33 protein-coding genes are annotated in these 25,918 nt (G+C 58.4%); 13 read left to right on the top strand and 20 right to left on the bottom strand.

The features are described 5' to 3' along the window. The 6 genes from ABIE16_RS10345 to ABIE16_RS10320 all read right to left on the bottom strand — a co-directional run bounded on the left by ABIE16_RS10345 (position 1) and on the right by ABIE16_RS10320 (position 4,808). Positions 1 to 1,290: a hypothetical protein gene (locus ABIE16_RS10345; RefSeq protein ID WP_057714737.1), complete on the bottom strand. Its 1,290-nt coding sequence runs from the start codon at positions 1,288 to 1,290 to the stop codon at positions 1 to 3. A 46-nt stretch (positions 1,291 to 1,336) separates the two neighbouring features. Then, on the bottom strand, positions 1,337 to 2,098 hold the full coding sequence (locus ABIE16_RS10340) for a hypothetical protein (RefSeq protein WP_090455356.1): 762 nt from the start codon (positions 2,096 to 2,098) through the stop codon (positions 1,337 to 1,339). Between the two features lie 26 nt (positions 2,099 to 2,124). Beyond that, positions 2,125 to 2,805 (bottom strand): C39 family peptidase, encoded by a 681-nt coding sequence (locus ABIE16_RS10335; RefSeq protein ID WP_057714739.1) that lies wholly within the window; start codon positions 2,803 to 2,805, stop codon positions 2,125 to 2,127. A 61-nt stretch (positions 2,806 to 2,866) separates the two neighbouring features. After that, positions 2,867 to 3,733 carry a hypothetical protein gene (locus ABIE16_RS10330; RefSeq protein ID WP_057714740.1) on the bottom strand — a complete coding sequence of 289 codons (867 nt, stop codon included), beginning with the start codon at positions 3,731 to 3,733 and terminating at the stop codon, positions 2,867 to 2,869. Positions 3,734 to 3,796: 63 nt separating this feature from the next. After that, positions 3,797 to 4,375, bottom strand: a complete 579-nt coding sequence (locus ABIE16_RS10325; RefSeq protein ID WP_090455350.1) for an adhesin — start codon at positions 4,373 to 4,375, stop codon at positions 3,797 to 3,799. 1 nt (position 4,376) lies between these two features. Further along, a complete protein-coding gene (locus ABIE16_RS10320; RefSeq protein WP_224795400.1) occupies positions 4,377 to 4,808 on the bottom strand; it encodes a hypothetical protein in 432 nt (143 codons plus the stop codon). Here ABIE16_RS10320 and ABIE16_RS10315 point away from each other — a divergent pair. Then, positions 4,689 to 5,039, top strand: coding sequence for a hypothetical protein (locus ABIE16_RS10315; RefSeq protein ID WP_429521172.1), 351 nt, complete (start codon positions 4,689 to 4,691; stop codon positions 5,037 to 5,039). The genes ABIE16_RS10320 and ABIE16_RS10315 overlap by 120 nt on opposite strands. A gap of 132 nt (positions 5,040 to 5,171) precedes the next feature. Here the strand turns inward: ABIE16_RS10315 and ABIE16_RS10310 are convergent, their stop codons facing one another. Further along, entirely contained in the window at positions 5,172 to 5,696 is a 525-nt protein-coding gene (locus tag ABIE16_RS10310) for an AAA family ATPase (protein ID WP_057714743.1), read from the bottom strand. After that, the gene (gene pnuC / locus ABIE16_RS10305; protein ID WP_429521061.1) at positions 5,693 to 6,256 is read right to left on the bottom strand and encodes a nicotinamide riboside transporter PnuC; all 564 of its coding nucleotides are present in this window, start codon (positions 6,254 to 6,256) and stop codon (positions 5,693 to 5,695) included. Before pnuC ends, ABIE16_RS10310 begins: the two co-directional genes overlap by 4 nt. A gap of 294 nt (positions 6,257 to 6,550) precedes the next feature. Between pnuC and ABIE16_RS10300 the strand changes: the two genes are divergently transcribed. Both ABIE16_RS10300 and ABIE16_RS10295 read left to right on the top strand, forming a co-directional pair. Continuing rightward, entirely contained in the window at positions 6,551 to 7,381 is an 831-nt protein-coding gene (locus ABIE16_RS10300; RefSeq protein ID WP_429521060.1) for an undecaprenyl-diphosphate phosphatase, read from the top strand. Then, the gene (locus ABIE16_RS10295) at positions 7,378 to 7,806 is read left to right on the top strand and encodes a DUF1294 domain-containing protein (protein WP_429521059.1); all 429 of its coding nucleotides are present in this window, start codon (positions 7,378 to 7,380) and stop codon (positions 7,804 to 7,806) included. Before ABIE16_RS10300 ends, ABIE16_RS10295 begins: the two co-directional genes overlap by 4 nt. A gap of 11 nt (positions 7,807 to 7,817) precedes the next feature. On the opposite strand, the gene ABIE16_RS10290 is transcribed toward ABIE16_RS10295, so the two are convergent. Both ABIE16_RS10290 and ABIE16_RS10285 read right to left on the bottom strand, forming a co-directional pair. Then, entirely contained in the window at positions 7,818 to 8,177 is a 360-nt protein-coding gene (locus ABIE16_RS10290) for an MmcQ/YjbR family DNA-binding protein (protein ID WP_429521058.1), read from the bottom strand. Next, positions 8,174 to 9,082 carry a LysR substrate-binding domain-containing protein gene (locus ABIE16_RS10285; RefSeq protein ID WP_090455344.1) on the bottom strand — a complete coding sequence of 303 codons (909 nt, stop codon included), beginning with the start codon at positions 9,080 to 9,082 and terminating at the stop codon, positions 8,174 to 8,176. Before ABIE16_RS10285 ends, ABIE16_RS10290 begins: the two co-directional genes overlap by 4 nt. A 131-nt stretch (positions 9,083 to 9,213) precedes the next feature. Between ABIE16_RS10285 and ABIE16_RS10280 the strand changes: the two genes are divergently transcribed. Both ABIE16_RS10280 and ABIE16_RS10275 read left to right on the top strand, forming a co-directional pair. Further along, complete coding sequence (locus ABIE16_RS10280) at positions 9,214 to 9,825, top strand: FMN-dependent NADH-azoreductase (RefSeq protein ID WP_057714749.1); 612 nt, start codon at positions 9,214 to 9,216, stop codon at positions 9,823 to 9,825. 167 nt (positions 9,826 to 9,992) lie between these two features. Next, the gene (locus ABIE16_RS10275; RefSeq protein ID WP_429521057.1) at positions 9,993 to 11,030 is read left to right on the top strand and encodes an alpha/beta hydrolase family protein; all 1,038 of its coding nucleotides are present in this window, start codon (positions 9,993 to 9,995) and stop codon (positions 11,028 to 11,030) included. Positions 11,031 to 11,134: 104 nt separating this feature from the next. Here ABIE16_RS10275 and ABIE16_RS10270 read toward each other — a convergent pair whose 3' ends face one another. The 4 genes from ABIE16_RS10270 to ABIE16_RS10255 form a co-directional block, all read right to left on the bottom strand. Beyond that, complete coding sequence (locus ABIE16_RS10270) at positions 11,135 to 12,322, bottom strand: MFS transporter (RefSeq protein ID WP_429521056.1); 1,188 nt, start codon at positions 12,320 to 12,322, stop codon at positions 11,135 to 11,137. Positions 12,323 to 12,604: 282 nt separating this feature from the next. Then, positions 12,605 to 14,191, bottom strand: coding sequence for an ABC-F family ATPase (locus ABIE16_RS10265; protein ID WP_033052720.1), 1,587 nt, complete (start codon positions 14,189 to 14,191; stop codon positions 12,605 to 12,607). A 20-nt stretch (positions 14,192 to 14,211) separates the two neighbouring features. After that, on the bottom strand, positions 14,212 to 15,405 hold the full coding sequence (locus ABIE16_RS10260; RefSeq protein WP_429521055.1) for a tyrosine-type recombinase/integrase: 1,194 nt from the start codon (positions 15,403 to 15,405) through the stop codon (positions 14,212 to 14,214). A gap of 291 nt (positions 15,406 to 15,696) precedes the next feature. Continuing rightward, positions 15,697 to 16,452 carry a DNA cytosine methyltransferase gene (locus ABIE16_RS10255; protein ID WP_429521167.1) on the bottom strand — a complete coding sequence of 252 codons (756 nt, stop codon included), beginning with the start codon at positions 16,450 to 16,452 and terminating at the stop codon, positions 15,697 to 15,699. Positions 16,453 to 16,553: 101 nt separating this feature from the next. On the opposite strand from ABIE16_RS10255, the gene ABIE16_RS10250 reads away from it, so the two are divergent. Beyond that, the gene (locus ABIE16_RS10250) at positions 16,554 to 17,195 is read left to right on the top strand and encodes a hypothetical protein (protein ID WP_429521054.1); all 642 of its coding nucleotides are present in this window, start codon (positions 16,554 to 16,556) and stop codon (positions 17,193 to 17,195) included. Positions 17,196 to 17,339: 144 nt separating this feature from the next. Here ABIE16_RS10250 and ABIE16_RS10245 read toward each other — a convergent pair whose 3' ends face one another. The 6 genes from ABIE16_RS10245 to ABIE16_RS10220 all read right to left on the bottom strand — a co-directional run bounded on the left by ABIE16_RS10245 (position 17,340) and on the right by ABIE16_RS10220 (position 19,759). Further along, entirely contained in the window at positions 17,340 to 17,582 is a 243-nt protein-coding gene (locus tag ABIE16_RS10245) for a pyocin activator PrtN family protein (protein WP_429521053.1), read from the bottom strand. Beyond that, the gene (locus ABIE16_RS10240) at positions 17,579 to 17,953 is read right to left on the bottom strand and encodes a hypothetical protein (RefSeq protein WP_154947123.1); all 375 of its coding nucleotides are present in this window, start codon (positions 17,951 to 17,953) and stop codon (positions 17,579 to 17,581) included. Before ABIE16_RS10240 ends, ABIE16_RS10245 begins: the two co-directional genes overlap by 4 nt. Further along, positions 17,950 to 18,225, bottom strand: a complete 276-nt coding sequence (locus ABIE16_RS10235; RefSeq protein ID WP_429521052.1) for a hypothetical protein — start codon at positions 18,223 to 18,225, stop codon at positions 17,950 to 17,952. Before ABIE16_RS10235 ends, ABIE16_RS10240 begins: the two co-directional genes overlap by 4 nt. 10 nt (positions 18,226 to 18,235) lie before the next feature. After that, the gene (locus tag ABIE16_RS10230; protein ID WP_429521051.1) at positions 18,236 to 18,610 is read right to left on the bottom strand and encodes a hypothetical protein; all 375 of its coding nucleotides are present in this window, start codon (positions 18,608 to 18,610) and stop codon (positions 18,236 to 18,238) included. Continuing rightward, positions 18,607 to 18,813 (bottom strand): hypothetical protein, encoded by a 207-nt coding sequence (locus tag ABIE16_RS10225; protein WP_429521050.1) that lies wholly within the window; start codon positions 18,811 to 18,813, stop codon positions 18,607 to 18,609. The genes ABIE16_RS10230 and ABIE16_RS10225 overlap by 4 nt, the downstream gene beginning before the upstream one ends. Positions 18,814 to 18,961: 148 nt before the next feature. After that, positions 18,962 to 19,759, bottom strand: coding sequence for a LexA family transcriptional regulator (locus ABIE16_RS10220; RefSeq protein ID WP_429521166.1), 798 nt, complete (start codon positions 19,757 to 19,759; stop codon positions 18,962 to 18,964). A gap of 118 nt (positions 19,760 to 19,877) precedes the next feature. Here ABIE16_RS10220 and ABIE16_RS10215 point away from each other — a divergent pair, with 118 nt between their 5' ends. The 7 genes from ABIE16_RS10215 to ABIE16_RS10185 all read left to right on the top strand — a co-directional run bounded on the left by ABIE16_RS10215 (position 19,878) and on the right by ABIE16_RS10185 (position 25,770). Further along, on the top strand, positions 19,878 to 20,087 hold the full coding sequence (locus ABIE16_RS10215) for a Cro/CI family transcriptional regulator (RefSeq protein WP_429521049.1): 210 nt from the start codon (positions 19,878 to 19,880) through the stop codon (positions 20,085 to 20,087). 139 nt (positions 20,088 to 20,226) lie between these two features. After that, entirely contained in the window at positions 20,227 to 20,715 is a 489-nt protein-coding gene (locus tag ABIE16_RS10210; protein WP_429521165.1) for a phage regulatory CII family protein, read from the top strand. Then, positions 20,708 to 20,914, top strand: a complete 207-nt coding sequence (locus ABIE16_RS10205) for a TraR/DksA family transcriptional regulator (protein WP_429521048.1) — start codon at positions 20,708 to 20,710, stop codon at positions 20,912 to 20,914. The genes ABIE16_RS10210 and ABIE16_RS10205 overlap by 8 nt, the downstream gene beginning before the upstream one ends. Further along, on the top strand, positions 20,911 to 23,610 hold the full coding sequence (locus tag ABIE16_RS10200; RefSeq protein ID WP_429521047.1) for a bifunctional DNA primase/polymerase: 2,700 nt from the start codon (positions 20,911 to 20,913) through the stop codon (positions 23,608 to 23,610). The genes ABIE16_RS10205 and ABIE16_RS10200 overlap by 4 nt, the downstream gene beginning before the upstream one ends. Positions 23,611 to 23,947: 337 nt before the next feature. Continuing rightward, a complete protein-coding gene (locus tag ABIE16_RS10195; protein ID WP_429521046.1) occupies positions 23,948 to 24,436 on the top strand; it encodes a hypothetical protein in 489 nt (162 codons plus the stop codon). A 258-nt stretch (positions 24,437 to 24,694) separates the two neighbouring features. Beyond that, positions 24,695 to 25,042: a phage holin family protein gene (locus ABIE16_RS10190; RefSeq protein WP_429521045.1), complete on the top strand. Its 348-nt coding sequence runs from the start codon at positions 24,695 to 24,697 to the stop codon at positions 25,040 to 25,042. After that, on the top strand, positions 25,039 to 25,770 hold the full coding sequence (locus ABIE16_RS10185; RefSeq protein ID WP_429521044.1) for a hypothetical protein: 732 nt from the start codon (positions 25,039 to 25,041) through the stop codon (positions 25,768 to 25,770). Before ABIE16_RS10190 ends, ABIE16_RS10185 begins: the two co-directional genes overlap by 4 nt. Positions 25,771 to 25,918: the final 148 nt, after the last annotated feature.

The following is a 25,918-nucleotide window of genomic DNA, read 5'->3' as shown; positions in this document are numbered from 1 at the left end:
TCAGAAGTAGTAGGGGAGTTTCAGGCTGAACTGGAAGTCCGGGGCATCGTCCGTCATGCCGATGGACAGGTTGGGCACGATGGTCAGGCTGTCGGTGGCCGCAATGGTCATGCCGATGTTGAAGTAACCGGCGTTGGCATCGCTGGAGACCACCGCTTGCCAATCCCCGCCATCTTCCTTGAGCTTGCTTTTGCGTTGCACCAGGTCAGAGACCGAGAACGACATACTCATCTTTTCGTTCAAGGCGAACGCAATGCCGGCGCCGATCTGGAAGCTGTCGCCAATGCGGACTTTGCCCGGTGTCTCGACCGCCGGGTTGGAGCTGATGTCGTCGAAAGACTCTTCCATGTTGTACGTGTAGGACAGGCTGCCGAACAGCACCGCCGGGTCGAACGTCTTGACCAGGGAGATCCCCGGCGTAATCGACCAGACGCCGTTACCGGTAGGCAAGGATTCAGGCACGGCCAGGTTTGAGTTATCGGCCACCCGAACCAGCTTGATGCCGAACGGGTCTTTGCCGGTAGGCGCCTTGACGCGCAAGGTCACCACGGCATCCGGCGTGTTGGCCGATTCGTCGAGGAATTTGTAGGCGACACCGAAGTTGACGTCGCCTATGGTCGGGTCTTCCTTGACGGTGTCTTCGGTCGTGACGTTTGCGGCGCCGCTATTGCCGCCACCGGACTGGTACGTGGACTCACGGTAGACAACCGGTACGTTCAGGTCGAACTGCCAGCGATTGTTGAAGTTGTAGCGACCGGTGAGGTCAAGCGTCCAGGTGTCGGCCTTGATCCGGTCCAGGTTGATAGCGCCCAGGAAGATCGAGTCCAGGGCTAGAAAACCGTTGAGGACCAGTTGGCGGGAATCGTAGCGGGAGTAGGTTATCCCGGTTTCGACGCTGAACTTGCCACCGCCGAAAAACCCGCTGGCCTCGTCATACAGGTTCGAAACGCTTTGCGCCGGTTGCGAGTCATTGGCCAGCGATTGTCCATAAGAGCTGCCGCTCCCCCCCGAGGCGGCTGCGGCGCCGGTGCCGACGCCTGGATTGCCCTTGAGATCCGCTGGCGACTTGGCCAGGCGTTTGGGAGCGGGCGAGGCGGGCTGCTCTTCGACCTGGCGGACCCGTTGTTCGAGAACCGCCAGGGCTTTTTGCTGTACTTCGTATCGTTGTTTCAACTCCAGGAGCTCTTGTTTGAGAGCCTCCAGTTCCGGGTCAGGTGCTGCCTGCAACATCGCCGCCGGGAGTAGAGCACTCAAGCATGCAACTGCACGCAGTGATACTGATCGGTACATGAAATATGCCGTCCATTTGTGCCCAATGGTCCAGACTCAGCGTAGTTCAATAGCCCATGGTCCGTAATGCAGCGAGTTGGTTGAGGTTGCAGTCCAATGCCCCCGCACTCGGGCCATTATTGTTGAGCACTACGTTGAGTTGAGTCATGTTGTCGACCACATTGCTGCTGCCCAGCAACCGGGTGTTTTGCAGCAACCCGCCCTGGGCGACTTGTTGCAGGCTGGTGCCCTGGTTGTTGTTGGCGGTAATGGCCATCTGAACGCCGCCGCTGGTCGCGGATACCGCGACACTGCCTGCGGCATTGCTGCCGGTGATGGTTTGACCGGCTATCAGCGCCTGGCCCTGGCCCGCCACCAGTGCCGGGGCCGTGCTGGCCTCTTTGACGTTGATGGCGATGTTGTTGTTTGCGCTGTTGCCATCACCTGCGGCCCGTGTGACCTGGGTTATGCCCCGGGAAGTGCTCAGGGCTGCGCCCCCCGACACGTGACCGCTGCCTGACCTGGACGTACCGCCATGACCCGATTGCTTGATGGTCGAAACATAGAACTCGGGCTTGACCGTTGCGGCTTGAAGCTGCATCGAGGTGGAGGCTCCGATCAGGTCACCACTGGCATTGCGCCAGGTACTGCTCATGACGACACCGAAGCTGATGACCCGCCCCGGCATCACATATCGGCCACGCAACTCGGCCAGTTCCTCGTCCTTGATTTCGATGGGTCTGAACTCATCAGCAAAACCTGAAGTGTTCGCTGCCAGAAAGGCAGCGACCACCCAATACGAGGTTTTCATTTGCTGCTCCCGGAGCATCCTGCCCCCTATCATCTTGTTGGCGATTAAAAGAAGTCGCTCTGTATGAAACCAAAATCCATCAATTCGGCATCTTTGACCGGGTTGAAGTTATCCATCTTGTTCTTGGCTGTCAGCGGTTCCGGTGGACTGCGTAACGCATTGGTCTTGTCGTAACCGGGACCGACGATAGCGAAAATAATGCCATTCCAGCCTTTGACAAAGTCATCATGGGAGTAGCGTTTGTGACCGAGTACCGGATCGCCGATATACACCCAGTTCTTGTCCGCCCGCTGCAACACCACGAAGTGCTTGTAGCCGCGAATTTCCATCAATACCACCACCGGAATCGTCACGGATTCGAGTCTTTCCGGCGGGATCCTGTAGCCCCGGGCGCGCATGCCGATGCGCTCTATGTAGCGCTTCATGTCCAGCATTGAAAAACCCTGGGTACGCACAAGGTCCTGGTCTGCGGTGACCAGCATGCCCTTGATGATGTGCTCCTCATCGACGTCGAGCCAATAGGCCTGGCGCAGTATCGTTGCCAGCGCGGCGGCGCCACAGCTGAAATCGGTTTTTTGTTCGACGATGTCGCTGAACTTGCGCTCGCGCAAACTCTGTACGTGCTTGTACACCAGCACGCCGCCCGGCAGGGCAGCAACCGGCATCTGTGCAGCCTGGGTCAGGCCAGACAGGCAGAGCAGGGCGAAAAGGACAGTCTTACGCATGATCGATACGCCTTGGGACTGTGGAAAATCCCCGTCGCCGGGGCTTTCATTGCAATCGCGATTACAGACAGGACTTGCAGCCCGCGGCGATGGACAGCGAGTTGCTTTGCTGGTTGCCCACACCAGACGATACGTTGGCTCCGCCGTTGCCGGAGAAGTTGTTCATCGAGCCCGTTATCGACGCATTGTTGGTTACAGGGGCTTTCCAGCCCTCTGGCGTGATCACTTGTTGAGTGGTTACACCCGCCAGACCGAGTACACCCACGGTAGCGAAATCAGTCTGGGTGCTGTCGTCATGGTTGGCGTTGTTGGTGACGTTCAGCCCGGACGTGCTTTGGTTGGCCGCCGCCGCCGCTTGCGCTACACGACCGCCCGAAACGGCAATCGCCAGGTTGTTTTTCTGTTGGTTGAAGTCGCCGGTGGTCACGTTGATGCCGATGTTGCCGGAACCGCTGTTACCTGCGTTGTTGAGCGTTGTGTTGTTGGTGCTGGAGTGTTTCCTGGCGGTGTTGCCGGTGCTCTTCTGAGTCGCGCTGGAGGCGGCGACCGCGGTGCCGAAGATGAAGCTTTCGTCAGCCGTGGCAAGGGCGGCGGCGTTGTCTTGCTGGTTGCCGTTACCGGCTGCAACGTTGGCGCCCATGTTGCCGTTGGAGTTGTTCAGGGAGTTATCGACTCTAGCGTCGTTCCTGGTGTCCCGGCTCAATACGCTGCTGTCACTGCTTTCCTGCGAGTCCAGCACGGCGGCCCCGGCGCCTGCTGTAATCTGCAGAATTTGTTCCAGCGTCGGGCCTTTAGGCTGATGGTTGTTGCTCTGGCCGTCGCTCTGGCCGTTGCCTTGATCATCATCAAGGCTGCCTGCTTGTGCTGCGAATGCCATCACTGCTGCCAGAGCGAAAGCCAGAGGTTTGAGAGCAGTTGTCGGGTTCATGGTGTTTCTCCGTGCTCATTAGTTGGTCAGGTGTTGGTACTTCCCTAATCGCACTGTTTCGGGTCAGTCAGCGACCCGGATGCTCAAGGTGTTAGCCATTCGGTTTCCCACCCCGGCACTCTGGTTTACCTGGATCACTCCCCGGCTGCCGGTGAAGGCCTGATCGCTTGTCACGACCTGGCGACTGCCATTTGGGGCGCCAGTTGCTCCCGAGTTCGGTAACAACGCCACGTTCTGTTGAGAAAGGGCACTATCGTCGATGGCTTGCGGTGCGGCGCTGATGCTGATGCGCATGGCGTTGGCCATCTGGTTGTTCGCCCCGGCGCTCTGGTTGACGCCCAGTACGCCGTTGCCATTACTGAAGGAGGAGCCGCCGATAGTGGCCGTCGCGTCCATCGACGGATTGGCGGGCGTAGTGATTTTCTGCCGGACGCTGGTGATCGCACCGGCTTGGGTGCCAATGGCGATCGCGCGGACGTTGGCCTGCTGTTGTTGATCGCCAGCCGCCTGGTTGACGTTGAAGTTGCCGCGGTATTGAGTACCCGAATCCTGGAGGGTGGCGTTGTTCACCGAACTGACGCCCGAGTCGGCCATCACACTGGTGCAGCCGAGCAGGGCAAGTAACAGCAGGGATCGACTCATCTCATTGGCCTCCCGCCATTCTGCCCAGTGAACCGAGGCCGCTGCTCATGGCGCGGTTGATGGTTCCGGAAATGGCGCTGCCACTGCCACCACCGTGACCGACAGACATGCCGGGCATACCGTTGGGGTTGGTGACGGCGTTGAGGCCTTGCAGGCCACCCAGGCTTTGCCCGTTGTTGTGGCGAAGGGCGGTTCCGGTGGTGACCCCGGCGATGTCGGCATCACTGAGTTCGCCGGTGACGCGGGCCGATGGGTTGGCATTGAGGGTGTTGGGGTTTGGATCCCTGCCGCCGCTGCGACCGATGGGCGTCGGGTGAATGGTTCGATCAAGCACGATGACGCCGTTGCCTTCGGCTTGAACGTCAAAACTGATAACCGCGCCTGCAGCGCTCGCGAAAAGCAGCAGGCACGTCAAGGCATGTTTATCGAGTATCCCCACGACGGTCTTTCCTTCTCATGTGGGCTGGCTCTGGTCGGCTTTTTGAAGGAGAGAGCGAAAGCTGTGCCGGTTTTTGAATATCTCGTTGATTCAATGGCTTATGGAAATTGTCCGGATAGCCTTTGCCGAGAATGTTTCAAAGGTGAGACGAAACCCTGCGCAGGCAGCCCTTATTTGCGGATAAATCGCTCTGGAACAAGGGTTTCAGCGGTGCTGTATCAATGACTTAACAAATCCGATGATCCAGCGGTGAAGGGCGCTTAAACAGGCGGTTTGAGGCGGGAAGGGTGTTTCAGGACCGGACACTTTTCCCCCGGGACAGGGGGGGATAGTGGGGAAGTTGCCCCAAAAGGCCGGTCAGGCGCCGAGCAATCGGGTCACGGCGTTCAGTGCCTGGAATCGGCGTTCTGCCCAATCTCCGCGCAGTACTTGAACCGGTTGGGCGTGGTGCTCAAGCCAGGCCAGGGTCTGCTCGAAAAATGCCTGGCGCTCACACAATCGGGGTTGGCAACGCTGGCCATCATCCGTCCATTCGACGTGTTCCGGCGACAGCAGCAAGTGCAAGTCGTAATGCCGGGCCAGTAGCGCTTGTTCGAGCCAGGCGGGGCAGTCGCCAAACAGGGTTTGGCTCCAGAGGATATTGCTCAGCAGGTGCGTGTCGAGGATGAGCAAAGACGGTTGTTGCGCACGGGCTTCGTCTTCCCATGCCAATTGACCGCGGGCGATGTCCGGAATGTCGGCCAAGGTGGTGTCCCGGGGATTGTGCTCGATGAACCAGCGTACATACTCGTCCACCAGGATCCCGCCGAAACGCTGTTGCAACTCGGCCGCCAGCCAGCTTTTACCGCTAGATTCAGGGCCTGTGAGTACCAGGACTTTCATGCGCGCAACGCCGGATCGGCGCGCCATTGGCGCCAGCCCTGCACGGCGATAACGGCGAACAGCCCGTACAGGGTGGCGGTCAGGTACAGGTCCTTATAGATGAACAGCCCGACGAAAATCACATCCAGGGCGATCCATAGCGGCCAGCACTGGACACGTTTTTGCGCCATCCAGACCTGCGCCACCAGGCTGAATCCGGTCAGCGCCGCATCGAGCCAGGGTTGCGCGGCGTCGGTCCAGTGGGCCATGGCCGCCCCCAGCAACAGGCTGCCGAGTGCGCCGATGGCCAGGCTCAACGCCACGGAACGGAAATCGAGCCAACTGACTTCGCGGCCATGGGTCGTTTCGCCACCCCGTGTCCACTGCCACCAGCCGTAAAGCTGCAAGGCGGCATAGACGACTTGCAGCAACATGTCCGAATACAGCTTCACCTCAAAAAAGATCCAGCTATAGAGCAGCACCATGACCAGACCGATGGGCCAGCACCAGGTGTTCTGTTTGACCGTCAGCCAGACGGCAATGACACCGAGGGTGGCGGCAAACAGTTCAAGCCCGGACATGGAGGTTCCTTGGTGAAATCGAAGAGGGGCCGATTGTAACCGGATTGGCGTCGGGAATCCCGTGGAGCAGGGTGTGCTTCGTTGGTGCGCGATAACGCGGCAGCGCCAATCGGACTTGTCTGATAGGATTTCGGCCCCGCGCGGGTAAACCCGGATCAGGATTGTTTTTTCACAGGATTTTGACGGTTCCGTGGTGATCCTTGATGCGCGGGGCTTCAGCTAGGCTGATCGCAATTCAAGCTTTGGAAAAATATTAACGGGGCATGCCGGCGCGCATAGCCTTTTGGGGGATTGATGGATCTTTGGACCGCCTTTCAGGCATTGATACTTGGGGTTGTAGAAGGGCTGACCGAGTTCCTGCCCATTTCCAGTACCGGCCACCAGATTATCGTGGCCGACATGCTCGGCTTCGGGGGCGAGCGGGCGATGGCGTTCAACATCATTATCCAGCTGGGTGCCATCCTGGCGGTGGTATGGGAGTTTCGACGCAAGATCTTCGATGTGGTCATCGGCCTGCCGACCCAGCCGAGCGCTCGGCGGTTTACCGCGAACCTGTTGATTGCGTTCTTCCCGGCCGTGGTGCTGGGCGTGATCTTCGCCGACATGATCCACGAGTACCTGTTCAATCCGATCACCGTGGCAGCGGCGCTGGTCGTGGGCGGGTTCGTCATGTTGTGGGCCGAGCGCCGGCAGCATGAAGTCCACGCCGAAACGGTGGATGACATGACCTGGAAAGATGCCCTGAAAGTCGGCTTCGCCCAATGCCTGGCCATGATTCCGGGCACTTCGCGTTCGGGCTCGACGATCATCGGCGGGTTACTGTTCGGCCTGTCGCGCAAGACCGCTACCGAGTTTTCGTTCTTCCTGGCGATGCCAACCATGGTCGGCGCAGCGGTGTACTCGGGCTATAAGTACCGTCACCTGTTTGTCCCGTCCGATTTCCCGGTGTTCGCGATCGGCTTCGTCACGGCGTTCGTCTTCGCGATGATCGCGGTCCGCGGGCTGCTCAAGTTCATCGCCAACCACAGCTATGCGGCGTTTGCCTGGTATCGCATTGTGTTCGGCCTGATCATCCTGGCGACCTGGCAGTTCGGTTGGGTCGACTGGAGCGCGGTCAAGTCGTGAGTGACTCAAGCTCGCGCAATAACCCCGGGCGCCAGCCCGGGGGACAGATCCGTAATCCACGGCTGAAGTGGCTGCTGTTTGCAATCCTGTGTGCGTTGCCGCTGTCGGGGTCGGTGTCTTCATGGCTGCACGGGGTGTCGCTGATTCCCTTGGCAGCCTACGGCATCGTCAGCGTCGTGACGTTTTTCCTGTACTGGAGCGACAAGCGCAAGGCCCGCGCCGAGCAATGGCGTACGCCGGAGAATGTCCTGCATGCGCTGGAGCTCGCTGGCGGCTGGCCCGGTGCCTTGCTGGCGCAGCAAGCGTTCCGGCACAAAACCCGCAAAATCTCCTACCAGTTGGTGTTCTGGATCATCGTGCTCATGCACCAGGTGTTCTGGATCGACCACCTGTTCCTCGGCGCACACCTGTTCGCCTTGTTCTGATCGACAAGGCCCTAGAGCAACAAGCCGACTTGAGTGCGTTTGGGCAGTTTGCTCACCACCAGCTGGTGGGAGCGCTGCAACAAGCCCTGCAGTTCTTCGCTGGCGAGCGGGTAGGGCGTTTCCATGATGATCCACTGGGCGCGCGCCAGATAAGGCGCCGGATGAATCCCCGGGCGGTCGCAATGACCGAGAAACAGATCCTTGTCGACCTTGAAGGCCAGGGAATCACCCCGCAGGCCCTGCAAGGCGAACATCTTGTTCCCGGCAATCGAAAACACCCGCACGCCGCCCCATTTATAGTCTTCCCGTGCTCCGGGCAGGGTAAGGCAGAATTTCGCGACATCCTCTTCGCTCATCCGTCCGGCTTTCATAACAATCGTTCCCCACAGGCATTGAATGACTCGACCAGATGGTCAATCCAGGCGCGTACCGCCGGCATGACCCCGCGCCGATGAGGATAGACCGCTTGCAGCCAGCCACCGGGCAACGACCAGTCGGGCAACAACTGCACCAGTGCGCCGTTTTCCAGTTCCTGCTCGCAATACATCATGGGCAGCATCGTAAAGCCCAGGCCAGAGAGGGTGCTGGCCTTGCGCACGATAAAGTCATCGATGCCCAGCCGGGCCTCGAGCGCCAGTTCGCAACTTTTGCCTTTTTGATCCAGCATGCGGATGTGCACCATACGGTCGGCCTCGAGGGCGCCGAGCACCGGCAGGTTTTTCAGATCGTCGGGATGGTTGATCTCACGGCCAACGAGGAAGCCGGGACTGGCGACCATCAGCATCTGCGCCTGACGCAGGCGGCGGGTCACCAGCAGCGGGTCTTCGTCGCCCAGCTCCCGCACTCGCAGGGCCACGTCAATGCCTTCGTTCACCAGGTCGACCCGGCGGTTGAGCAGCATGACCTCCAGCTGGACTTGTGGAAACCTTTCCAGAAAATCGCTGATCACCCCCGGCAATATTTCATGGGCCAGCCCAACCGGGCAGGACACCCGCAAACGCCCGCGGGGCTCGCTGGACATGCTGGCCACGGCCTCGTCGGCCATTTCCGCCTCCAGCAGCATCGCCTGACAGTGCCTGAGGTAACGCTCACCGACGGCAGTCAGTTTCAGTTGTCGGGTGGTGCGTTGCAGCAATCTTGCGCCGAGGCGCTCTTCCAGTTCGGCGATGCGCCGTGACAATCGGGACTTGGGGATGCCCAGCAAACGTCCGGCCGCGGCGAACCCCCCGGCTTCCACGACTTTGGCGAAGTAATACAGGTCGTTGAGGTCTTGCATGATGTGAATCCAATTGTCCTATCTGTGGGACGAACTATCGCATTGTTACCGTCTAATCAGCTATTGGTTTCGTGTGTAGGATTAGTCCCATCAGATCGCCCTTGTGGGCGATCCTCACTTGGAGATCCCACATGAAACTGCTGCATATCGATTCGAGCATCCTGGGCGACAACTCGGCTTCCCGTCAGTTGAGCGGTGAAGTCGTCAAAGCCTGGCAAGCCGCCGAGCCAACCGCCGTGGTGACTTACCGCGACCTGGCCGCCGACGCCATCAGCCATTTCTCCGCCACCACCCTGGTCGCCGCCGGCACCACCGCTGAACTGCGCAATGCCGCACAACAGCACGAAGCCGAACTGAGCGCCTCGACCCTGGCCGAATTCCTGGCTGCCGATGCCGTGGTGATTGCCGCACCGATGTACAACTTCACCATCCCGACTCAACTCAAAGCCTGGATCGACCGTATCGCGGTGGCCGGCCAGACCTTCCGCTACACCGAAGCCGGCCCTGAAGGCCTGTGCGGCGGCAAGAAAGTCGTGATCGTTTCGACCTCCGGCGGCATGCACGCCGGTCAGGCAACCGGTGTTGCCCACGAAGAGTATTTGAAGTTGCTGTTCGGTTTCATCGGTATCACCGACATCGAAATCGTCCGTGCCGAAGGCCTGGCTTACGGTGACGACGTGCGCAGCAAGGCCATGAGCGCCGCCCATTCACAAATCAGCGAGCAGTTGTTCGCCGCTGCGTAAGGCTTGGGTAAAAGTAAGCAACCGTTCAGGTAAAGCCCAAAAAACTCTGTATTCTGGCTACGCAAGTACCAGTTACGGAGTTTTTTGTTTCTGGTCGTTTCAGATTGTGGCCCGACTCATGCAGTCCAGGGTGTACGTCTCAAGTCCGGTAACAAGGCGGGGCATCCATGATGCGTCTTTGTGCAACTTTACTGATTTGCCTGCTCAGCAGCTTGAATACAGTGCACGCCGCGCCTGCACCGCATCCTCACTGGAGCGTCGGCTTCCACGAGATGACTTTTCTCGACCCGCTGGACTTGCAGCCGATGCGCGCCATTGCCTTCTATCCTTCCAGTGATCGGGAGCACTCCAGCAAGCTCGAGGGTTACACCGTCGAAGCCGGGGAGGACACCAAGGTCGCCATCGGCCGGTTCCCGATGCTGATGCTGTCCCACGGAAATACCGGTACCCCGCTGGCCCTGCACGACCTTGCCACGTCGCTGGCGCGCAAAGGCTTTGTCGTGGTGGCGGTGATTCACCCCGGTGACAACTCCAGGGACCACAGCCGACTCGGTACTTTGAGTAACCTGTACGGCCGGCCGATCCAGATTTCCGAAGCCATTACCGCGACCTTGGGCGACCGTATGCTGTCGCCGTTCGTCAATGCCGATCAGGTGGGGGTCATTGGCTATTCGGCCGGTGGCGAGACCGCATTGATTCTGTCCGGCGCGACCCCGGACCTGGATCGCCTGCGCCGTTACTGCCAGGAGCGCCCGGATGACCGCGATGCCTGTAACACCCAGGGCGAATTGATTGTCGACCGCGATGACCTGCAACCGGTGGCCGATCCACGCGTCCACGCCTTGATGCTGATGGCACCGTTGAGCCTGAAGTTCGGCCGCCACACCCTGGCCGATGTGCATGTGCCGGTGCTGCTTTACAGCGGCGATGGCGACAAGCTGGTGGCTGTCGACAAGAATGCCGCGGCGCTGGCGCGCAAACTGCCGACCGCGCCCGACTTCAAGTTATTGGCGGGGGCAGGGCACTTTGTTTTCATGGCGCCGTGCAATGACGAGCAGATCGTAATCATGCTTGCGCTGTGCACCGATGCCGATGGCGTCGACCGGCAGGACATTCATCGCAATCTGATCTCCGAAGCCGGACGCTTCTTCACGCGTACCCTGGGCAGGCCGACCCGGGCCGGAATGCAGACCGCCGATCAGTAATGCGCCACATATTCTGTGGGAGCGGGCTTGCTCGCGAATACGGTGTGTCAGTAGACATAAGTACTGCCTGACACGCCGCCTTCGCGAGCAAGCCCGCTCCCACATCAAGCCATCGCGCGGCGCTTGAGCAGCAGCGTCAGCCCCAAACCCGTCACCGACAACAACGCAGCACTGAAGAAAATCCACGCATAACCCAGGTTCAACGCCACTGCGCCCATCAACGGGCCGGCAATCGCCAGCGCCAGATCGAAAAACACCGCATAAGCACTCAAGCCCGCCCCCCGGCTGGAGTTGGGCACCTGTTTGATGGCCTCGACACCCAGCGCCGGATACACCAGAGACAGGCCAAATCCAGTCAGGCCGGCGCCAATGAGCGCATACCCGGTCGAAGGGGCCAGCCACAACAGCACCAGGCCAACCGTCTCAATGCACATGCAGGCAATGGCCGACGTGAACCCGCCAAACCGACCGATGGCGGATATGAACAGCAGCCGCGACAGAATGAAACACACGCCGAACACGGTCAGGCAGTAGGCCGCGCCGGTCCAGCCACGATTGATATAGTACAGAGTGATAAAGGTCGTCAGGGTGCCGTAGCCAATGGACGCCAGGCTCAAGCTCGCGCCGAACGGCGCAATGCGTCCGAACACCGCCCAAAACGGCAGGCGCTCGCCGCGCACCACGGGCACCGAGGGCTTGTTGCGAATCAGCAACAGTGCGGCCAGGGCCAGCAGCGACAGGGCGATACCCAGGCTGGCGAAGCCCAGTTGTTGCACCATGACCACACCCAGCGGTGCGCCAATGGCAATCGCCCCATAGGACGCGATGCCGTTCCAGGAAATCGATCGAGCGGTATGCTCGGCGCCCACCTGGCCCATGCACCAACTGATGGTGCCGACACCGATCAACCCTTGGGCGATCCCCAGTAGCAGGCGCCCGGCGATCAGGATCAGCAGGCTGAGCAAGGGAAAGCCTTGCAACAGGGTCGACAGCAAGGTCAGCACGCCGCTGAGCACAATCCCCGCCAAGCCATAGATGATTGCGCGCTTGGTGCCAACGCTGTCCGACATCCGCCCGGCCATGGGCCGGCTGAGCAGGGTGGCGAGGTATTGCGAGCCGATGGTCAGCCCGGCCACGATGGCGCTGAACCCGAGTTGCTCGTGGACATAACCCGGCAATACCGCAATCGGCAAACCGATGCAGAGGAAGGCAATGAAGGTATAGAAAACGATGGAGACGATCTGCAGGGTGATCGCCAATGAGCTTTGCGGAGCAACTTGCTGCACAGACATGAGGGCTCGTTCGCGGGCGGCGGTGGGAGACCTGCATCATGGCGCGGCGTTGGGATAAAAGAAAGCAGGCTAACTACTTTTGCCGTGACATTATCGTTGTTCCTCATGGCCTCATCGCGAGCAAGCTCGCTCCCACATTTTGAAATGCATCCCCCTGTGGGAGCGAGCTTGCTCGCGATGATTCATGTACCAACAAGAAACCTTGGCCCGGAATGCAAAAAGCCCCGTCACCAGGACAGGGCTTTTCACTTGAAGCTTGTAGCTAAAGGCTTGTAGCTACCTTTAGAACACCACACCCTGGCTACGCAGGTAATCGTCGTAGGTGCCGCTGAAGTCGGTCACGCCGTTAGGGCTCAGCTCGATGATGCGGGTGGCCAGGGACGATACGAACTCACGGTCGTGGCTGACGAAGATCAGCGTGCCCGGGTAGTTCTCCAGCGCCAGGTTCAGCGCTTCGATCGATTCCATGTCCAGGTGGTTGGTCGGTTCGTCCATCACCAGTACGTTCGGCTTTTGCAGGATCAGCTTGCCGAACAGCATGCGGCCTTGCTCACCACCGGAGATGACCTTGACCGACTTGAGGATCTCGTCGTTGGAGAACAGCATGCGGCCCAAAGTGCCGCGAATGATCTGCTCGCCCTGAGTCCACTGGCCCATCCAGTCGAACAGGCTGACGTCGTCTTCGAAGTCGTGGGCGTGGTCCTGGGCGTAGTAGCCCAGCTCCGCGCTTTCGGTCCACTTCACGGAACCGGCGTCCGGGGTCAGTTCGCCCATCAGGGTGCGCAGCAGGGTGGTCTTGCCGATACCGTTCGGGCCGATGATCGCCACGCGCTCGCCGGCTTCTACGGTGAAGCTGAAGTTCTTGAACAGGGTCTTGCCGTCGAAGCCCTTGGACATCTGCTCGATGGTCACGGCCTGGCGGTGCAGCTTCTTGGTCTGTTCGAAGCGGATGAACGGGCTCACGCGGCTCGATGGCTTGACTTCGGCCAACTGGATCTTGTCGATCTGCTTGGCGCGGGAAGTGGCCTGCTTGGCTTTCGAGGCGTTGGCCGAGAAGCGGCTGACGAACGTTTGCAGTTCGGCGATCTGGGCTTTCTTCTTGGCGTTGTCCGACAGCAGTTGCTCGCGGGACTGGGTCGCCGCAGTCATGTACTCGTCGTAGTTGCCCGGGAACAGGCGCAGCTCACCGTAGTCCAAGTCGGCCATGTGGGTGCAGACGCTGTTGAGGAAGTGACGGTCGTGGGAAATGATGATCATGGTGCTGTTACGCACGGTGAGAATCGATTCCAGCCAGCGAATGGTGTTGATGTCCAGGTGGTTGGTCGGTTCGTCGAGCAACAGCACTTCCGGATCGGAGAACAATGCCTGGGCCAGCAATACCCGCAGTTTCCAGCCTGGAGCCACTTCGGACATCGGGCCGAAATGTTGTTCCAGGGGAATACCCAGGCCCAGCAGCAGTTCGCCGGCACGGGATTCGGCGGTGTAGCCGTCCATTTCGGCGAATTCGGTTTCCAGCTCGGCCACGGCCATGCCGTCTGCTTCGCTCATTTCCGGCAGCGAATAGATGCGATCGCGCTCGGCCTTGACCTTCCACAGCTCTTCGTGACCCATGATCACGGTGTCGATCACGGTGAATTCTTCGTAGGCGAACTGGTCCTGGCGCAATTTACCCAGGCGCACGTTCGGCTCCAGCATGACCTGGCCGCCAGACGGCTCGAGGTCACCGCCGAGAATCTTCATGAAGGTCGACTTGCCGCAACCGTTGGCGCCGATCAGGCCGTAACGGTTGCCACCGTTGAACTTGACCGAAACGTTTTCGAAGAGCGGCTTGGCGCCGAACTGCATCGTGATGTTAGCTGTGGAGATCAATTACCTTACCTATCAATGGGTTAGAGCTGGTCTTTATTGCCTGATACCGATTTGATACCAATCTGGAGCTTTTCCAGCTCCGCCCAGTCTGAGCTTGAGTTGAGCCAACGCGCATACGTCGTCAGCAACATTTGGACGCTGTGGCCAAGCTGCTGAGCGATGAATGCGGGGTTCATGTTGGACATTAAGCATATTGTCGCATAAGTATGACGGCAGTTGTACGGCGGTCGATATAACACCGACAGCGCTTTCAGTGCCGGCCCCCACTGTTTGTGCAGATCGGAGGTCTGTTTGACGTACTCGCTGTTCTTCGACGGCGGGAACACGTAGGGCGTGGTCTTCACCTTGCCAATGCCTTTGGCGCGGCGCTCGGCGTACTGGCGCGCGAACTCCAGCGCGTGCAGAGCTCGCTCGTTCAGCAGCACGAACCGATCCTTTCCGGTTTTTGTGCGCTCTTCTACAACACCCAACGCCACTGTGCGGCAGACATGAACCTGACGTTTCACCTGGTCAACGGCATCCCAGCGGAGCGCGGCGACTTCAGACAGGCGAAGCCCGGTGAAGAACGCGAACTCAAAGAAGGCGGCGTAGATACCGCTCGGCCAGTGCGGTGTCTGGTAGAGGTGATCAATGATGCGGTTGGCTTCTTCCAGCGAAAACGGGCTGATCTCCTTTCGCCCGCGCTTGGGGAGGTCGATCATTTTGGCCGGGTTTTTCTTGATCAGCTCTTCAGCAACGGCCGCCTCCAAGATTGTTGAGAGCTTGACCAAGGCGTTGCGCCGGACACCTGGTGACGTCCACTCCGTGGCCGCAATGATGCGGCGTAGGAGGGTGGTGGTGATCAGGTCGATACGTACCAGTGCCAGCGGCGGAATCCAATACAGGTTGAGCGCACCCTTATAATTGTTCCGCGTGCCTTGGGCGATGACTCGGCCATCAAGCCATAACTGCGCGTACTCATGAAAAGTCGGGATGCCGCCGAGCGATACGGTCGAGTTCGGGAACAGCTCGGCGTACTTGGCGTCATCCAAGAGGCCGAGCTTGATCAGGTTGTCTACTTGATCGCGTAATTGGGATGCAGCTTTAATGCCTTTCTGCGTCGTGGGGAAGGGGAGTGTTTCGCTTCGGCGGGTACCGTTCCAAGTAAAACGAATCCTGAGGGATTTGCGGAAGAGTTCAACTCCATCGGGCAAATCCATTGTGCTTCTTCCCATTCGTAATACCTTTTCCTGCTGTACATGATGCGGTGGCCAAATTTATTCCAGACGCCTTCGGGGATCTGTTTACGGGCGCGCCGGGTTGCGAGTGCTCTGAATGAAATGCCCAGGATGTGGGCCATTACTTCTTCCGATACCTTGTCAACTTCGGGTAGCGGCATCGCTCCCAATTCATTGCCGTCCATTACTGGTCTCCATTGCACTCGGGGCAATCGCCACCGGTTGCGAAGCTTGAACACCGACTTTGGTTGTCTGAAACCATGCGCGCGCCTTCATGCCGCCTCCTTGTTAACTTGGCCTAGAAAGCAGCTCGAATGCTGCTGCTGCCACAAGTGGAACCTGTCCATTGCCAATGGCCTTAAGTCGGTCCACCCGATGGGCCACCCCATCAGCCACTCGACCCATTCCGGGTTCAGATGACCACCATCCAATGCCATCACGGCGTGATCGAGACGATCGTTCGAACGATCTGCTCCCGATCGGCGAGTCAGTGCGGCAGGTGAAGATCCCTTCGCCATGCTCGCCACCGGCGTTGGCCACCGCTTGGCGGGTGTCTTCTGCGATGAGCCAGATACGGTCTCGCTGATGAGGTGCACCGAAGTCAGCCGCTCCGATAACACCCCATCGCGCGTCATACCCCATTTCGGCAAGGTCACCGAGCACCACGGCAAGTCCTCGTCCCACAAGCAATGGTGAGTTCTCCAGTTCGAGGTAGCGGGGTCGTACCTCATCGGTAATGCGTGCCATCTGCCGCCACAGCCCGGAGCGGGCGCCTGCGATGCCCAGACCGTTGCCTGCAGCCGAGATGTCCTGGCAAGGAAACCCTCCCGAAACCACGTCAACAAGGCCTCGCCATGGTCGTCCGTCAAAACTGCACACGTCAGACCAAATCGGGAAAGGCGGGAGCAGTCCATCGTTTTGTCGTTGCGCCAGAACTTGTGCGGTGTAGGCATCACGCTCAACGGCGCAGACGGTGTGCCAACCGAGGAGGTGGCCGCCAAGTATTCCGCCACCAGCGCCTGCGAAAAGAGCCAACTCATTCACGCCGCCTCCTGGATAGACGGAAAGTCTGTAAATGGGCATGCTCTGCTCCTTTTTCTGGGTGGGAGCCCTGAGGCATGATGAATTGTAGAGTTCCGGAGAAGATGGTCACTTTGACCTTGTGGGCATTGTGGGTTTTGTTCTTTGGGACTGCCGCATTTTGGCTTTTGGTAGGGTCGGTTGCTTACTGGGTAAAACATGGGTGGCTTCCGCCCGACACATCTGGATGGGTGCAAGGTTTGAGCGCGATCGTGGCTATAGCAATTGCTATCGCTGTTCCTTGGTACCAAAAGCGTCATGATCTGACTCTTAAGGAACGGGAAAAGAGACTTTTGGAGGTGGCTAGGTCTGAACAATTGCTTTGCTTGTGCCAGGAGGTTCAGATATTTGTGGATAGTCAGCCTTATGACGATGCGCATGCTGACTACAAACCGTCTAACGAAATGCGCCGTACGATTCTCACCGATCAATTGGCCCGTTTGACCGAAACCCAGAAAGGAGAACTGAATGCTGAGAGGATGCGGATCGGCCTTAAATTGAGGTTTGAAATTCACGATTGGCTGAAGTATTTCGCAGGAGATGTACCTCCAGCACTGGGTGATTTTTTTGACCGAACATGGAAGCGGCAGCCTCGCCTCGAACGTATTCGAGATGAAGCTGAAAACGAAGTGCGCAAGCTTGATGGAAGGCCATTGATTGAACCTCCCCAGCCAGCCGTTAAGGAAGAGGAAGATCTTCCTTGGTAACGAAGGGGCGAAAAGCAGGATCAGAACGATCAGTGCGCATATCTGAAGTGCGGTCATGTGCTGTGTTCCTAGTGAGAGCCCGCCGCCGGGATTTTTGGTGAGAGGCCGGCGGCAGGGTGTTTTAATGGTTAGATAACCGTTGAATCAGGCCACTTGTACCGCCGCTTGTGCGTCGAGGAAGTCGGCCAGGTCGTGCAGGTAAACCACGCGCTTCGCCCGTTCCGAGTTGTGCAGGCGTTTGACGACAAGTGCGATGCGGCCGGCTTTGATCTCTTCGAGCATGTAGCGGTCGGTGCGGATGTGCGAGAAGTAGTGCTCGCGAACTGCTGCCAGCGTCGGGCATGGTGTTGCGAACTGGCGCCGAAGTTGGTCAAGGGTGTTGCTCATGCCGCGTCCTCCCCGAACCCCTCCGATGGGGGCAGCAACTTGAGGCGGATCAATTCGGCGAGACCTTCTTTGCTTTTGCCCATGGCGGCCGCGCAGACGTTGCCGCGTTGGTCTGCGACGACGGCACCGTAGGGATATTCCGGCGATTTGGTCGGGGTGACGTAGGCGATTTGCCCCTCACCAATGACCGCGTCGACGCAGCGGAATACCTCAGCCAGTTCGGCGCTGACCGGTGGCAGAGACTCCAGAAGCTGTACCGCTTCGGCTGAAGCGCCAATTAGAGTGGCGCGACTGATGACCGTCGGGTGGTTGAGAAACATCGGGACCAGCTTCAGTGCACCGATGGCTTGGGTAATGGCGTTCTGGCTCATGCTGCGGCGTCCTTGTGCGTAATGGTGATGTTTAGTTTTTTGGCGATCCACTCGACGCCTTCTTCTTTCACCATCACTACGGCGTAGTGCCGATAGCGGTTGGTGTTTCCGACCTGAGCGCTGCGCGGATCCGAGAACAGGTAGCCCCGGTCGCGGTGATGGCTGGCCAGATCGCCGTCATTGGTCAGGATGCGAAGTTCTCGCAACCTGGCGCGGAAGGCGCGCGGCTTGAGGCCGAGCACGGCGGCCGTTTGATCCAGAGTGCGATTCACGGCGCTGTCCTCAGGCTGCGAGCAGTTTTCGAACGTTGTTCAGCAGTGCTTCCGACTCAGCCAGCATCTGCTGTATTTGCGCTGCGCTACCGGGTTGCTCTGATGGCGGCGTAGGCTCTGCCGACTCAATGCGACCGTTCGCGATGTCCTGAATGAAATCCCGCAGGTGCAGATGATTGGCGCGATCTGAACGCTTGAGGGTCAGTTCGCCGGTGTGGCCACCGAAGTCCACGCTGATGACTGCGCGGTCGTCGGTGAGCTCCACTTCAAAGCTTGCGTGGATGGTTTGCTCTGGCCGTTGAAGAGGGCATACGGCTGCGCCGCCAACCTGAAGCATGTGATGCAGCAGGTCTTGTTTGGCGAGAGGGATGAAGTAGCTGTTCATGCTGCATCGCCTCCAAACGGCCAGGTGCTGTCGTCGGTCGCAGCGCTGTCGAAAGGCTTGATGGCCTCGGAACGGCCTTTTGGGGTGCTGATTACCAGTAGTCCGGTACGACGCTGGATATCTTCGACGGCTGCTCGACTACTGCACACAGATGGGTGCAGGTAGACCGGGCAGCGTGTGTTGCTGTGCTGTGTGGTTTGCATGGCTCGTACTCTTTGGTGAGAGGTAGATACGAGCGCAAAATTAGTATCACTGATTTAATAAGTCAACAGTAACACTTATAAAAAGGAGTGAAATAAATTTGAAGGCGAAAAAAAAGACCCGGCAGGGTCTCTTTTTGGTGGCGGGGAGTCAGAGCATCACTGAGTACCAAAAAACTTTTCCGATTACGCGGATGTGCTCTTGAACGTAGACGCCGTCATAGCGCTCGTCCGGATGTTCTTCAGTGTTGTAACTGCGCAGGCGTAACCCTCCACTAGGAAGGCGGTAAAGCTGCTTTACGCGAAGCTGCCCATCATGATCAATCGCGTACATTTTTCCGTCTTGAATGCTTGTATTCGCGGTGTCCACGCCAACCGTACTGCCGTCTGGTAGCACCGGTTCCATACTGTTACCGCTGACTGGCACACATCCAGCCGAATCTGGGTCAATATTTTTTCTCTTGAGAGTTCGCTTGCCGAAACGCAGTTTTCGGCCGTTTGTCTCAAGCATTACCTCGGATCCTTTCCCTGCGGACAATTCCACTTCCTTGAAGAACGGCAGCTCCACCTCATCCGGACCGAGGGGAGTGTTGTCATCCCACACCTCAATTGGATGCACAGACAAATTTAGATTTTTATACGATTCAGCCGAGATGCTTTGCTTTGGTCGGAAATGGGTAATTTCAGTGTATGCAGCTAAGCGTGGGCTGACTTCCTGCGGTTCGAAATTAAGCGCGTTTGCGAGCTTAAGCAGTGCACTGAGATTCAGAGGGATGCGGCCGTTTAGGTACTGGCTGACGACGCTTTGACCGGACCAGTCGCACATGTCGGCAATTTTGTCCTGGGTCAGCGTTGGGTCTTTTCGCTTCCGATCTTGATAAATAGCCTTCAAGCGCAATGCTTCGGCTTTTCTGGTCTCGTCGTCGGAGATGGTGGAGTCTGTATTCATGGACCCTAACTTATAAGCAAGGCTTCTTTTGTCAAAATCGCATTGCGACTTTTTTTCTTGCTGTTTAAAAGAAGTATCACTAATATTCATTCCGCAACGCCCATTCGAGGAAGCGTGGATGGCTAACGAAATTGGTATCCCCTTGGAAGATTTCGCCGAGGGAAAAACTCAGCCAGAGCTGGCTTTGCTTATTGGAGTATCGCAAAGCGCTGTCTCACAGATGCTCAACTCGGCTCGAGATATTCGAGTCCGGGTTGATGAAGCAGGGGCGTGTTCGGCGGTGGAGATTCGGCCAGTCGGGTCGCGCCGCAAACCCAAAGCTGCTTAAAAGGTGCCGGGCTGGGGCCTCTCACCAAAGAATCCCCCAGCCCAGCTACGACGACACACAGCACATGCACATCGGTCGTGGTTGTAGGATAAGGTTTGACCCGTCCTATGGCTACACCGTAAACAGGGGATTTACGGTTATGAGTCGAACAGATCTTTTGCCGGACGCGGGTCCGGTCCTTCCTTTGCGCCAGGCGATTTACCGCGCTGGTCGTGACTACAAGGGCGGAATCACCGCCCTTGCCTTTGACATGGTGTTGGAAAACGACACCCTTCAGAAGAAACTCAAACTCGATGAAGAGCGCCGTTGGCTGAATCCCGATGAGCTGGAAGAGCTGATCAGGCTGACTGGCGATTCGCGCTTGCTCGATGCGCTGATGCGCCCGGCAGGGGCTGTCTGGTATCGCCCTGTGCCAGTACCAGCAACGCGGGATGCCTTGAAGGCCGTCGGTAAGTTGCTCGGCGAAACCGGTGAATTCGTGGCCGCGATGCACGATGGTGCTGCCGACCACGTCTGGAAGCTTCAGGAAGTTCTCGATCTTGAAAAACAAGGGATGGATGTAATCCGTGAAGTCCTTGGCATCATGGCGGGTGCCCGTCAGGCGATGGAGGATCGTATCCATGGCTGACGAAATCGACCGCGCCAACGACCAGGCGCAATACCTGCTCGACCTTGCGCTGCAGAGCCGTCGTCGTGCGCCATCAAACCGCGTAAGCGCTGAATTTTGCGATGATTGCGACGATCCTATCCCGTTGCTTCGTCGGCAGACGATTGTAGGTTGCCAAACCTGCGTCGATTGTCAGGGGTTGCGGGAGGCTCGGCGATGACTGAACCGGCAAAAGGAATAGCCATCGCCACTTGGGCAAAGCGTTACATCAATACCTTCGACCTCGCCCTGGTTTCCATTGAGCCAGGTGAGAAAGCCCCAAAGGGACTGGGGTGGAACAAGCCGGGCGGTTACTTCACTGATGCCGCTGCGGCTGAAGCGTTCTGGCAACGAAATCCTAAACACAACCTTGGCGTCGTGCTCGGGCCGAGCCGTGTCTGCTCGTTGGACGTCGATGACGTTCAGTGGACACGGCATGTGCTGTATGAGTTGCTTGGTGTCGATCTGGATGCCATGGCAGTAGTGTACCCGACGATTGTCGGCAACCCTGCGCGCTTCCGGGTGTTGTTCAAGCTCCCGGACGGCGTTGAGCTGACCCGTCATTCTCTTTCCTGGCCAAATGAAAAAGACCCTGACGGTTCGATTCACAGAGGCCTGACGGACAAGGCCAAGGCCGCGAAAGAGCAGGGGGATGCTGCCGGGGAAGCGGCAGCGCGGGCGGAGGCCGAAGAGTACCAGCGCTTCACGGTGTTTGAGCTGCGTGCCGGCCTGGTGCAGGACGTGTTCCCGCCTTCGATTCATCCGGGTACCGGCAAGCCTTACACCTGGAGAACTCCGCCCAATGCTGCGGACGGTTTGCCGACGCTCACCAAAGAGCTGTTTTCAGTCTGGCAAAACTGGGATTTCTTCAAACGTGATGCTGAAGCGGCGTGCCCTTGGGCGATCAAACCCACGGTGGCGCCAGCGAAGGCTGTCAAGCGGCCAGCAGCTGTGGTGGGTCAGCGCCCGTCGGTGATTGATGAGTTTAATCGTTGCCATGACGTTGAAGAACTTTTGCGTACCCACGGTTACATCAAGCGCGGCAGCAAATGGCTTTACCCGCAGAGCAGTACCGGATTGCCGGGGGTAACGATCAGTGAGGGTAAGGTCTATTCGCACCACGGTGCCGACCCGCTCGCGAACGGGCATCAGAACGATGCCTTCGAGGTGTTCTGTTTGCTCGAACATGGCGGCGACCAGTCGAAGGCCGTGAAAGACGCTGCGCGCATGTTGGGTATGCAGCACTCATCGCGTCCTGATCCGCGTGATCTTCCCCCGACCCCATCCGGTGATTCAAGCAGGCCGAACACTGCTGCCGCCGACGCACCCAGCGAGGCTGCTCCTGCATCTGACGGGGGAACGGGGGAGGTAATGACGCTTGACCACTTGCTTCGGCGTTTCGCATTGGTCGAGGGGACCACGCATGTGTGGGACTGCGACCAGTCGCGGGTGATGAAAAAGTCAGCGTTCGAAGCTCGGGTGGGCAAGCCGCTCGCCAAGGCGTGGCTGGATGACACGGGCAAACGGTTGATTGCAGATGATCACGTCCGCGACATCGAGCAGGCACGACGCATGGCGGGCAAGAAGGGCGGTGCGCTGGGCATGCCACCGACTGACCGATACGTGTATATCGATGGCACCAAGGATGTCTGGGATCGGGAAAAGAAGCGGCGTATCGCCGAGGGTGCGGTGAAGATGGCGCTGGGTGACACGTATCCGCTGTGGTTGAACAGTAGCGAGCGGCGCACTGTGGATGTCGAACATATCGTGTTTGATCCGACTATGAGTAAGGATCCTGCGGTGTACATCAACACCTTTGATGGTCTGCCGCTCGAGCCTGTCAGGGATGACGATGCCTGCGCCAACCTGCGTTGGCTGATTTCGTTTTTGTGCAACCACGATGAAGCGGCGGCCCAATGGCTGACCCGCTGGCTGGCGTATCCGTTGCAGCACCTGGGCGCCAAGATGGACACCGCCGTGTTGATGCACTCGATCATGGAAGGCTCAGGCAAAAGCCTGCTGTTCGCCGATGCACTGGGCATGTTGTACGGCCAGTACGCAGCCACGGTCGGTCAGACGCAGTTGGAGAGCAACTTCAACGCTTGGCAAAGCCGCAAATTGTGGTCGGTGTTTGAAGAGGTTGTGAGTCGCGATCAACGATACAACCAGGTGGGCAAGATCAAGCACCTGATCACCGGCAAGACGGTGCGAATGGAATCGAAGTTTATCAACGGGTGGGAGGAAGCCAACCATATGAATGCGGTGTTCCTGAGCAACGAAATTTTGCCGTGGCCGATCAGCGACAGTGACCGCCGGATGTTGGTGATGTGGCCCATGGAAACCTTGCCGGTCGAGCGGCAAAAGGCAATCGGGCGGGAGCTTGAACAGGGTGGTGTTGCAGCGCTGTACGGTTGGTTATTGTCGATCGATCTGGGCGACTTCAACCAGCGGACGCGACCGCCCTCGACTGATGCCCGTGAACGCTTGGTGGCCTTGAGTCGGGCCGGTTGGCAGACGTTCTTGCATCTGTGGCAGACGAGTGAGCTTGGCAATGGTTTATGGGGGCCATGTCTGTCGACGGATTTGTATGCACTGTTCTTGGAGTGGTGTCAGCGAAACAAAGAGCATACGATGAGCCAGACGAAATTCTCCCTCTTTATCAGTTCGGCTGTGGAGAAGACCAGGTCCATCCCGTGGACTGAAGGTAGTAATCGTCGTTTCGGGGCGTTCTTCGTTCCCGATCATCCTGACGCTTCCCTGCTCCCATCATTGAAGGCGGCCGAGCTGGGGAGCACCGTGTCGTTTTGGCGTGCCAAGGCAAAGCTTGCGGGTTGGAATGTGGACGGCTGGGATCACCTCAAGGGGATCGCAGCATGAGTTCACCAAGCATTGTGTTGGGTGTGTTGAGTGTGTGTCGGGTCAATTTCGGCAACTCAACACAGGTCCGAGCCAGCAAATTCAAGGGTTACAGAGAGATGTGTTGGGTGTGTTGGGTTTACGCCCGCGCGCACGCGTGCGCGTGCATTTTTCTCTCTCTCAGTTGTCCTTGCGGCAATAGAAAAAAACTCCATGCGAGGACAGAAAAACCCAACAAACCCAACACACTCAACACAGGTTATTTGAAGCTATTGATTTATAAGGGTTTTATCTGTGTTGGGTTTGTGTCGGGTTGGCTGTTTTTTGTGTCGGGTTCGATTTTCAGGGGAGTGGGGCGATGATCGAGGAAGTTGAAGCGTTGATGCAGCATTGGGGCGTTCAGCACTGCCAGGTTGGCGACGGTGGTGGCTTGGGTAGTCCGATGGCGACGATCATGCAGTATGGCGGATGCGCTCCCCGTGGCACTCCTGGTTCGAGGGATCTGATGATGTCGGCGGGTGGTGGCCTGGACCATGCCAGTGCCGAGGTTGCCGCTGCTGTTGCCCAGCTCGAACGGCAATCAGAGAAGGGCGCCCAACTGGCCCTGTTGGCTCGGAATCGATACTTGGTCCAGCCTCCAATGACCGTGCGTGAGCAGCTGCGGTTGTTGCACCTTGCTGAGGACGCCGACCGAACCTACAGGAACTGGGTTCATCGGTTGCACCAGCAGGTGCTGTTGATTCTGACCGTTCGCAGCGCCACAACGCGTGGACGTGATCGCCGAAGTGGTACGGTGGAAACCAGCTATACGCGTGCTTCGATGAGCAAGCGCACGCAGGTTTGCTGAGTGCCGTTGGTCGGGGTGGTTTGCGCCAAACCAGCGTCAAAGTGGCGTCAATGTTGCGCCGAGTCAAACAACCGAAAATGCCCCCTTTTCGGTTTTTCCGGAGAGGGGTAAAAAGTCCCCACGATATGGAATTTGCGCCTTGGCGCTGACCTCGCACGTGCTGTGCAGCTTCACCCGGCCCCCCCTGAGCCGGTCACCTAACCCCGCTTCGGCGGGGTTTTCTTTTTCGGCTTACGGCGCAACCAATAAGGACAGAAGATGACAAATGAGCAGCAGGCGCTGGCAGAAATGCCGATCTGGTTGGTGATCGTCCTGGCCCTGGTTGGCGGCGTGTCGGGTGAAATGTGGCGGGCCGATAAAGACGGCGCGCGCGGTTGGGCGTTGTTGCGGCGCTTGGCCCTTCGATCTGGCGCCTGCATCGTCTGTGGCGTGTCTGCAATGATGTTGATGATCGGTGCGGGGATGTCGGTTTGGACGGCCGGCGCGATAGGATGCCTCACTGCGATGGCCGGCGCCGATGTCGCGATTGGCTTGTATGAACGGTGGGTGGCAAAGCGTCTTGGTGTCACCGAGTCGTCTGCAACTAGCGGCGAATCAGGGAAATGATGCGCCTTGAGATGCGCGACAACATCGACAAGATCGTGAAAGGCATGCGGGGGTTGAGTCGGTCCAAAGTGCCACTCGCTGCTGCAAAGGCGTTGACCTTCACCGCTGAACGAGTGCAGATCGCGGAGAAAGCCGAGATTGCCCGCGTGTTTGATCGTCCCACCCGCTGGACGCTGAACTCGATCTATAAGCGAAGCGCCACAGCTACCCGGTTGTTCGCTCGCGTATGGGTCAAGGATGAATCCAGCTCGGGAGTTGCGGCCTCGAAGTACCTGCCGGTGCATATGGACGGCGGCAATCGTCCGCACAAGCGGTTCGAAAAGGCGCTGATCCACTATGGCCTGATGCCTGCTGACATGTACGCGGTACCAGGCCGACGGGCTCGAATGGATGGCAACGGCAACATCAGCCGGGGCCAGATCGTCCAGATACTCTCCGCCCTCGGCGCTGCCGAACGTGTGTCAGGCTTCATGGCCAACCGCACGGCACGCAGTAAACGCCGCAATCGCAATGCACCTGACTACTTCGCTGGTCGCCCAGGCAATGGCACTGGTCCACTGGGTATCTGGCAACGCATAGGCAACGGTGCGCGGCCCATCCTGATCTTCGTTAAGCGTCCGACCTATCGTCGTCGCTTCGACTTCTACGGTGTGGCCAATCGCGTCGCCGCTGTGGAGTTCGAACCGCTGTTCCGCCGGGCATTGGCCCGCGAGATGGCTCGCGACTGAAGCCTTCGGCGATTTTTTCCGCGTTTTCGCCCGATTTTTGGGCGACTCGGCAACGGATCGAGGCCTCATCCCCTTTTTCAATGGGTCCTTCCGGCGACCTGAGCGATTGGGGTAATTCGAACCCCGATCTTTTTGCAGATTCAACCTG

The organism is Pseudomonas sp. 2725, from assembly GCF_050434585.1.
GTDB lineage: Bacteria > Pseudomonadota > Gammaproteobacteria > Pseudomonadales > Pseudomonadaceae > Aquipseudomonas > Aquipseudomonas jessenii.
The sequence above is the reverse complement of the archived record's forward strand: the minus strand, read 5'-3'. Positions and strand labels throughout refer to the sequence as shown.

What these genes read in the sequence shown, in the direction of transcription:
- pnuC (WP_429521061.1), bottom strand. Translation starts at nt 6,256, where the DNA reads ATGTCCGGGCTTGAACTGTTTGCCGCCACCCTCGGTGTCATTGCCGTC.
- ABIE16_RS10260 (WP_429521055.1), bottom strand. Translation starts at nt 15,405, where the DNA reads ATGGGAAGAAGCACAATGGATTTGCCCGATGGAGTTGAACTCTTCCGC.
- ABIE16_RS10340 (WP_090455356.1), bottom strand. Translation starts at nt 2,098, where the DNA reads ATGCTCCGGGAGCAGCAAATGAAAACCTCGTATTGGGTGGTCGCTGCC.
- ABIE16_RS10195 (WP_429521046.1), top strand. Translation starts at nt 23,948, where the DNA reads ATGATCGAGGAAGTTGAAGCGTTGATGCAGCATTGGGGCGTTCAGCAC.
- ABIE16_RS10290 (WP_429521058.1), bottom strand. Translation starts at nt 8,177, where the DNA reads ATGAAAGCCGGACGGATGAGCGAAGAGGATGTCGCGAAATTCTGCCTT.
- ABIE16_RS10300 (WP_429521060.1), top strand. Translation starts at nt 6,551, where the DNA reads ATGGATCTTTGGACCGCCTTTCAGGCATTGATACTTGGGGTTGTAGAA.
- ABIE16_RS10245 (WP_429521053.1), bottom strand. Translation starts at nt 17,582, where the DNA reads ATGAGCAACACCCTTGACCAACTTCGGCGCCAGTTCGCAACACCATGC.
- ABIE16_RS10220 (WP_429521166.1), bottom strand. Translation starts at nt 19,759, where the DNA reads ATGAATACAGACTCCACCATCTCCGACGACGAGACCAGAAAAGCCGAA.
- ABIE16_RS10310 (WP_057714743.1), bottom strand. Translation starts at nt 5,696, where the DNA reads ATGAAAGTCCTGGTACTCACAGGCCCTGAATCTAGCGGTAAAAGCTGG.
- ABIE16_RS10280 (WP_057714749.1), top strand. Translation starts at nt 9,214, where the DNA reads ATGAAACTGCTGCATATCGATTCGAGCATCCTGGGCGACAACTCGGCT.
- ABIE16_RS10225 (WP_429521050.1), bottom strand. Translation starts at nt 18,813, where the DNA reads ATGCAAACCACACAGCACAGCAACACACGCTGCCCGGTCTACCTGCAC.
- ABIE16_RS10335 (WP_057714739.1), bottom strand. Translation starts at nt 2,805, where the DNA reads ATGCGTAAGACTGTCCTTTTCGCCCTGCTCTGCCTGTCTGGCCTGACC.
- ABIE16_RS10240 (WP_154947123.1), bottom strand. Translation starts at nt 17,953, where the DNA reads ATGAGCCAGAACGCCATTACCCAAGCCATCGGTGCACTGAAGCTGGTC.
- ABIE16_RS10250 (WP_429521054.1), top strand. Translation starts at nt 16,554, where the DNA reads ATGGTCACTTTGACCTTGTGGGCATTGTGGGTTTTGTTCTTTGGGACT.
- ABIE16_RS10345 (WP_057714737.1), bottom strand. Translation starts at nt 1,290, where the DNA reads ATGTACCGATCAGTATCACTGCGTGCAGTTGCATGCTTGAGTGCTCTA.
- ABIE16_RS10275 (WP_429521057.1), top strand. Translation starts at nt 9,993, where the DNA reads ATGATGCGTCTTTGTGCAACTTTACTGATTTGCCTGCTCAGCAGCTTG.
- ABIE16_RS10270 (WP_429521056.1), bottom strand. Translation starts at nt 12,322, where the DNA reads ATGTCTGTGCAGCAAGTTGCTCCGCAAAGCTCATTGGCGATCACCCTG.
- ABIE16_RS10285 (WP_090455344.1), bottom strand. Translation starts at nt 9,082, where the DNA reads ATGCAAGACCTCAACGACCTGTATTACTTCGCCAAAGTCGTGGAAGCC.
- ABIE16_RS10205 (WP_429521048.1), top strand. Translation starts at nt 20,708, where the DNA reads ATGGCTGACGAAATCGACCGCGCCAACGACCAGGCGCAATACCTGCTC.
- ABIE16_RS10210 (WP_429521165.1), top strand. Translation starts at nt 20,227, where the DNA reads ATGAGTCGAACAGATCTTTTGCCGGACGCGGGTCCGGTCCTTCCTTTG.
- ABIE16_RS10185 (WP_429521044.1), top strand. Translation starts at nt 25,039, where the DNA reads ATGATGCGCCTTGAGATGCGCGACAACATCGACAAGATCGTGAAAGGC.
- ABIE16_RS10325 (WP_090455350.1), bottom strand. Translation starts at nt 4,375, where the DNA reads ATGAGTCGATCCCTGCTGTTACTTGCCCTGCTCGGCTGCACCAGTGTG.
- ABIE16_RS10200 (WP_429521047.1), top strand. Translation starts at nt 20,911, where the DNA reads ATGACTGAACCGGCAAAAGGAATAGCCATCGCCACTTGGGCAAAGCGT.
- ABIE16_RS10230 (WP_429521051.1), bottom strand. Translation starts at nt 18,610, where the DNA reads ATGAACAGCTACTTCATCCCTCTCGCCAAACAAGACCTGCTGCATCAC.
- ABIE16_RS10190 (WP_429521045.1), top strand. Translation starts at nt 24,695, where the DNA reads ATGACAAATGAGCAGCAGGCGCTGGCAGAAATGCCGATCTGGTTGGTG.
- ABIE16_RS10215 (WP_429521049.1), top strand. Translation starts at nt 19,878, where the DNA reads ATGGCTAACGAAATTGGTATCCCCTTGGAAGATTTCGCCGAGGGAAAA.
- ABIE16_RS10330 (WP_057714740.1), bottom strand. Translation starts at nt 3,733, where the DNA reads ATGAACCCGACAACTGCTCTCAAACCTCTGGCTTTCGCTCTGGCAGCA.